We start from the raw sequence: 7,036 nt of genomic DNA, 5'->3' as shown, positions 1-7,036 counted from the left end.
ATTATAAAGCTATACTAGATAATATTTTTCATAATTTTACTTTTTTCTTAAAACATTTTAATCTCATAGAAGAATGGTTATTATCAAATGATTTTAATGAAAAATATAAAAAACAAAACCACCCTTATCCCTCATTACTTGATCCTAAAAAACTCAATGATAAAAATGAAACAATCAATTATCATAATATAGCTGCTGAACTTGCATGGGAAATGAATTTGCCTTTACCAGAGAATTATGAGTTTGTGTTTTTAGCGGGAGGATTGTCTGGACATGGTGCAATGATGTCGTTTTTTAATAAATGTAAAATAAACTATTTATACCACCACCATAATCCTATGAAAGAGAGATATGTGAATTATTATATTTTTCTACAAAATAAAGCTTTTAATATTATTAGTTATTCTCAATACACTCTATCTTATTGTTTAAGCGATTTTGTAAAATTTTTTAAGTTAATTACAAAAAAAGTTCCTATTATCTTTCTAGTTAGAGATCCTATTGCAAGACTTAAAACTGGAGCAAATCATTGTATCTCATCTCCAAAAAGTATAAAAGATATAAATTTAAATACCGATTATAATGATATTTTTAAAAATAAAATGTATGTGGGTGGTATAGGAAAGAATTTTTGTTATACAGAAAGTCCATCTATGGACTATTTGCCTAGATGGATTAATAATGATACATTATTTCAAACATCATGCATTGATTTTTTTGTTTTTAAAGAGCTTATTTATATTGATATGCAAGACATAAAACCGACAAAAGCATTTGATACTATATGCACTTTAGCCAATAAATTTGGATTTGAAAAACCTACCGATAGACATTTTTTCCAAGGTATTATGAATGGGGATTTATCTGGTTTTGTTCCTTTAAATTTATATGTAAATATGAAAAATGTTATTCAAGACATTGATACTACTTACAAGGACGAATCGAGCATACATATATTAATATCTTCTAGTAATTTAATAGAATTTTATAAACAATCTAAAGAATATCTTAATTTCACTCAAGATTTTTTTGATCAACCTTTAAAATATGAAAATTTAGGAATTTTTATAAAACCACAAGATTTTAAAACTCTTAAACAAAATGATAAATTATTTTATGCTACTAAAAAATATTTAAATAATTTTATAAAAGCATTAGAGCAAAGAATAGAATTAGAAAAATCTAAACTATTTAAAGAAGAAGATATCTTAAATTATTTAAAAGAAAATAAAGAATTAAGACTTAAATTAAAAAATATATTAGATAAAGAACTCATTCATATAAAACAACACCGTCCAGATATAGTTGCTTCTTGGAAATATTATCAAGAATTTGAAAAAATGTGCGAGGAATTAGCTAAGAATAGTTTAGAATGAAAAATTTAATAAATTAAACAAAAAAAAGATATAATTATTTTTTTAACTTCAAGAAAGGAATTGAAATGAAACAAGGTGATTTTACAGAGGTTGCAAAACATTATCATAATAGACCTGCATATAGTCCATTTTTGCTTCAAAAACTTGCAGTTTGTATTAATGATAAAAATAAAAATTTAAAAGATTTAAATATTATTGAAGTAGGAGCTGGAACTGGCAAACTTACTAAGATGTTAGCAGAGATGTTTCAATGTCAAATTAATGCTATAGAACCAAATGATAATATGCGCGAAGAAGGAAAGAAATTTACACAAAATTTATCAAATATCTTTTGGCATGAGGGGAGTGGTGAGCAAACTCATATGAAAGACAATGCAGCAGATTGGGTTATTATGGCAAGTTCTTTTCATTGGACAGATCCTAAAAAATCACTTCCTGAATTTAATCGTATATTGATGGGGGGGGGTATTTCACCGCGATTTGGAATCCTCGTCACATTGTAAAGGGATCGGTTTTTGATGAGATTGAAAAGGAGATTAAACATATTGTTCCAGAGCTTACTCGTGTAAGTAGTGGTACTCAAAATGTTAAAAAATGGGAAGAAATTCTTGTTTCGACAGGAGATTTTATAGACTGTTTCTTTATGGAGTGCGAGTATAAAGAGTTTTGGGATAAAGAACGTTATCTTGGAGCTTGGCATTCTGTAAATGATATACAAGCACAAGCTGGTGAAAAAAGATGGAAAGAAATTTTAGAAATGATAGAAGCTAAAATTTCTCATATGCAAAGTATAGAAATTCCTTATAAAATAAGGGCTTGGACGGTTAGAAAAGCATAAATTATTTTCCTTTTTTCATCAACTTGTTAAAAGATGAGAAAAGGAAGTAAAAATGCAAAAATTAGTAGAGCAAGTGTGGGATTATACTAAACATGCTAAATTTTATAGTTATAGACCAAATTATGCACCAAAAACTATAGATATGCTAATTAGTCTAATAGGAAAAAAAGATATTAAAGTGGCTGACATTGGTGCAGGAACAGGTAATTTAAGCATTATGCTTTTAGAAAGAGGATGCGAAGTGGTATCTGTAGAACCTAACGATGCTATGCGTGAGATCGGCGTGGAAAGAACTAAGGGTGAAAGGACAACTTGGGTTAGGGCAACAGGTTTAAATTCAACACTCCAAAACAACGAATTTGACTGGGTGACTTTTGGAAGTAGTTTTAATGTCATGGATAGAAATGAAGCTTTAGAACAAGCCCATCGTTTGTTAAAGCAAGAGGGATATTTTTCTTGTATGTGGAATCATAGGGATTTAAATGATCCTATACAAAAAATAGCTGAAGATACTATTGTAGAATTCGTGCCTAATTATACTAGAGGGACAAGAAGAGAAGATCAAAGACCTATTATAGAGAGTCGTAAAGATCTTTTTGATAATATTGTATATATTGAAGAAGATTTTTATTTTCATCAAAGTATTGAAAACTATATTAATGCGTGGAAAAGTGTGAAAAATCCTTATTGGGATTTACAAACCCATGAGGGCAATGAATTATTTACTAAAATCAGTGAGAAAATTTCACAAAGACTTCCTAAAGAGTTTAGTATCAAATACACTACTCGTTGCTGGAGTGCTAAAAAAATATAAACTGAAAGGAAAAAATGGCGGAGTTAAGTTTTAAAACCAAAGCACAAAATTTAAAAAATTTACAAACTAGAATAAAAAAAGCAAAAGTTTTGCCTTTGGTAGTAACTTCGCTTGAAGAATTAGCATTAGAAGAAACAAAGGTTTTAAATACTATCCAATCTTTACAAGCAAATAAATTAATCATTAGAAGTTCATCTTCTAATGAAGATAGTATGAAAAATTCCAATGCAGGTGCTTTTCTTTCCCTGGCCAATGTTGATGCTAATTCTAAAGATACTTTATTAAAGGCTTTATATAAAGTCGCTCATTCTATGCCATCAAGAACTGATGAAATTTTAATCCAACCTATGCTTGAAAAAATCACGCTTTGCGGGGTTGGATTTAGTGTTGATAAAGATAATTTTTCCCCTTATTTTTGTCTTCAATATGACGAAAATGGTTCTAATAGTTCTATTACAGATGGAAGCAGTAAAAGTGCAAAAACTTATTATCATTATAGGGAATATTTAGAATTTAAAGATGCTAAAATTCAAAAGATCATAGAACTTATAAAAGAATTAGAGTTTTTGTATGATTGTCATTTTTTAGATGTAGAGTTTGCATTTGCTTTTGAAAATAATCAAGAAGAGCTTTTTTGTTTGCAGGTTCGTCCTTTAGTCATGCAAGAAAAAAATAATTTGTTTAATTCTTTACCAAAAGAGGCTTTAGATAGATTTTATAAGCGTTTTGAATCTTTAAAAGAAACTCGGCCTAGAGTTTTAGGTGATAAGGCTATTTTTGGAGTGATGCCTGATTGGAATCCTGCTGAAATTATAGGGTTAAGGCCTAAGCGTCTTGCTTTTAGTTTATATAAAGAAATAATTACAGATAATATTTGGGCGTATCAAAGGGATAATTATGGTTACAGAGATTTAAGATCTCATCCTTTAATCCATTCTTTTTTAGGTATTCCTTATGTGGATGTAAGATTGTCTTTTAATTCTTTTATACCAAAAAAATTAGATGAAAGCATTGCACAAAAACTTGTCAATTTTTATTTAGATAAGCTTCATAAGAATCATGAGTTGCATGATAAGATTGAATTTAATATAGTTTATTCTTGTTATGATTTTAATAGTTCTAAGAAATTACGAGAACTTTTAAATCACGGTTTTAATGAAAATGAGATCAAACGCTTGGAGTTTTCATTATTAGAGCTTACAAATAAAATTATCAATCCACACTCAGGACTTTATTTAAAAGATATACAAAAAGCTTCTAAATTAAGGCAAAGGTATGATAGTATTGTTACATCAAATTTTTCTTTAATTGATAAAATTTATTGGCTTATAGAAGAATGCAAACGTTATGGAACTTTGCCTTTTGCTGGGGTTGCTAGAGCAGCATTTGTAGCCATGCAACTTTTAAATTCTTTAGTTGAAATTAATTTTATCAGTAAAGAAGAAAAAGATAGATTTTTAAATTCATTAAATACAGTTAGTAAAAATTTAAGCAAGCAAACTAATGACCTTAGTATTAATACAAAAGAACAGTTTTTAAAAGAATTTGGACATTTAAGAGCAGGGACTTATAATATTTTATCTCCAAGATATGATGAAGATTTTGAACTTTATTTTGATATAGATCAAAAAGATCATAAAATCTATTTGCATGATAAAGCTTTTATTTTCTCAAAAGATCAAATGAAAGCTTTAAATAATTTGCTTAAAGAACATGGATTAGAAATTAATGCTTATGAATTTTTTGATTTTTTAAGACAGGCTATAGAAGGTAGAGAATCGGTTAAATTTGAATTTAGCAGATTGCTTTCTAAGGCTATAGTTTATATTGAAGAATTAGGGAAATATTATCATATTGACAAAGAAGATTTGGCTTATCTTGATATCAAAAGCATTTTAAATCTTTACTCTAGTCTTTATTCTATAAATCCAAAAGAGCAGTTTTTAGAAGAAATTAAGCATCATAAAAAAGAATATGATCTTACTCAAGCTATCAAGCTTCCTTCTTTGCTGTGTAATTGTGATGATATTTTTTCTTTTTATAATCATAGTATCACTCCTAATTTTATTACACAAAAGAGTATTACTGCATATACAGCTAAAGAAAATGATACAGATTTAGAAGGTAAAATCGTTTTAATTTATGCTGCAGATCCTGGATATGATTATTTATTTACAAAAAATATAGCAGGTCTTATTACATGCTATGGAGGAGCTAATTCACATATGGCTATTCGTGCTTCTGAACTTGGAATGCCAGCAGTTATAGGAGTAGGCGAGGAAAATTTTGAAAAATATTTAAAGGCTAAAAAAATAAATATAGAATGTGAAAGTGAGCAAATATTTTGTTTATAGGTATTACGCAAAGACTTATTTGTAATGAAAACTATCATGAAGAAAGAGAATGCTTAGCTTTAGATTGGGGAAAATTATTTAATCAACCTTTATTTAGGAACTTTACCCCTATTCCTCTTAGTTATGAAATTAATTTTTTGCGTTATAAGCATTTATTAAAAGCTGTAATTTTAAGTGGGGGAAATGATTTAAGTTTGTATAATTCTAGTATTTTATCAAAAAAAAGGGACTTGTATGAACAACAAATCATAAAAATTTGTTTAGAAGACAATATACCGCTTTTAGGAATTTGTAGAGGAGCACAAATCATAGCTCATTATTTTAACAGCTACATAGTTCCTTGCAATAATCATATAGGTGAACATGAAATATTTTCTTTAAATCAAAATTTCATAAGCAATTCTTTTCATAATTTTGCTATTAAACAATTAGGCGAAGATCTTGTAGGAATGTGTTTTGCAAAGGATGATACTATAGAGGCTTTTAAACATAAACGCGGAAATATTTTTGGTATAATGTGGCATATTGAAAGAGAAAAAGGTCTTAATAATATTGAAGTTTTAAAAGAATGGTTGAATTTGATTAAGGAATAAGATGAACGCGATTATTTTAGCAGCAGGTTTTGGATCAAGATTAATGCCTTTGACTAAGGAGCAGCCAAAATGTATGGTCCAATATCAAGATAAAAAAATAATTGATTATGAAATTCAAGCTTTAAAATCAGCAGGTATAAATGAAATTGCCGTTGTAGGTGGGTACTTAAATGAAGTATTAAAAACTTATCTTAGTAAATATAATATTAGGGATTTTTTTATTAATTTAAAATATAATAAGACTAATATGGTTTATACTCTTTTTTGTGCTAAAGACTTTATATTAAAATGTATTAAAGATAAGCAAGATTTAATTGTTTCTTATGCAGATATTGTTTATTTTGAAGATAGTGTTCAAAAGCTTATGCATGCTAAAGAAAAATTTGCTATAGTTGTTGATAAGTCTTGGCGTGAGCTTTGGGATAAACGTTTTGCAAATCCTTTAGAAGATGCTGAAACTTTGAAGATAGAACAAGATTATATTGTTGAGTTAGGAAAAAAAGCCAGCACTTATGAAGAAATCCAAGCACAATACACCGGACTTTTTAAATTTTCTTATAGTTTTTTAGAAGAAGTTATTGATGTATATGAAAATTTAGATAAACATAAAGATTATGATGGAAAAGATTTTGAAAATATGTATATGACTAGTTTTTTGCAAATTTTAATTGATAAATTTCATAATGCAAAAGCTATATATATAAATGGAAATTGGTGTGAAATTGATTTTATAAGTGATTTAACGATACATATTTAGAGCAATTCACTCAAACCCTTCCTATCAATTTTCCCATTTTGATTTAATTTAAATTTATCAAGTTTAATAAAACTTTTTGGAATCATATAATGAGGCAATTTGTCTTTTAAAAATATTTTAAAGTCTATTTCTTCTTTGCTTTCATAAAAACAAATGATGTTTTCTTTAAAAATACAAGCACTGTTTTTAATTTTTGGGTGTGAATTGATTATGTTTTCTATTTCTCCAAGTTCTATACGGTGACCCATATATTTGATTTGATTATCAATTCTTCCATAGCATAAAAGTTCACCTAAAGCATTAT

General features: G+C 27.7%; 5 protein-coding genes and 2 pseudogenes. 6 read left to right on the top strand and 1 reads right to left on the bottom strand.

The features are described 5' to 3' along the window. The 6 genes and pseudogenes from GRQ01_RS07345 to GRQ01_RS07320 all read left to right on the top strand — a co-directional run. On the top strand, positions 1–1,376 hold a 1,376-nt coding region (locus GRQ01_RS07345; RefSeq protein WP_158335116.1), incomplete at its 5' end, for a DUF2972 domain-containing protein. A 65-nt stretch (positions 1,377–1,441) separates the two neighbouring features. Beyond that, positions 1,442–2,214: pseudogene (locus tag GRQ01_RS07340) on the top strand (class I SAM-dependent methyltransferase). Between the two features lie 52 nt (positions 2,215–2,266). After that, a complete protein-coding gene (locus GRQ01_RS07335; RefSeq protein WP_158335115.1) occupies positions 2,267–3,028 on the top strand; it encodes a class I SAM-dependent methyltransferase in 762 nt (253 codons plus the stop codon). Positions 3,029–3,042: 14 nt separating this feature from the next. After that, positions 3,043–5,382: a PEP-utilizing enzyme gene (locus GRQ01_RS07330; RefSeq protein ID WP_158335114.1), complete on the top strand. Its 2,340-nt coding sequence runs from the start codon at positions 3,043–3,045 to the stop codon at positions 5,380–5,382. Next, positions 5,373–5,975, top strand: coding sequence for a gamma-glutamyl-CDP-amidate hydrolase (locus GRQ01_RS07325; RefSeq protein WP_158335113.1), 603 nt, complete (start codon positions 5,373–5,375; stop codon positions 5,973–5,975). The genes GRQ01_RS07330 and GRQ01_RS07325 overlap by 10 nt, the downstream gene beginning before the upstream one ends. A gap of 1 nt (position 5,976) precedes the next feature. After that, positions 5,977–6,732, top strand: coding sequence for a phosphocholine cytidylyltransferase family protein (locus GRQ01_RS07320; RefSeq protein ID WP_158335112.1), 756 nt, complete (start codon positions 5,977–5,979; stop codon positions 6,730–6,732). Here the strand turns inward: GRQ01_RS07320 and GRQ01_RS07315 are convergent. Then, positions 6,729–7,036 (bottom strand): annotated as a pseudogene (locus GRQ01_RS07315) (amino acid adenylation protein); the annotation flags it as partial. The gene GRQ01_RS07320 and the pseudogene GRQ01_RS07315 sit on opposite strands and share 4 nt — an antisense overlap.

The organism is Campylobacter bilis, assembly GCF_016806695.1.
Lineage (GTDB): Bacteria > Campylobacterota > Campylobacteria > Campylobacterales > Campylobacteraceae > Campylobacter_D > Campylobacter_D bilis.
The sequence above is the reverse complement of the archived record's forward strand: the minus strand, read 5'-3'. Positions and strand labels throughout refer to the sequence as shown.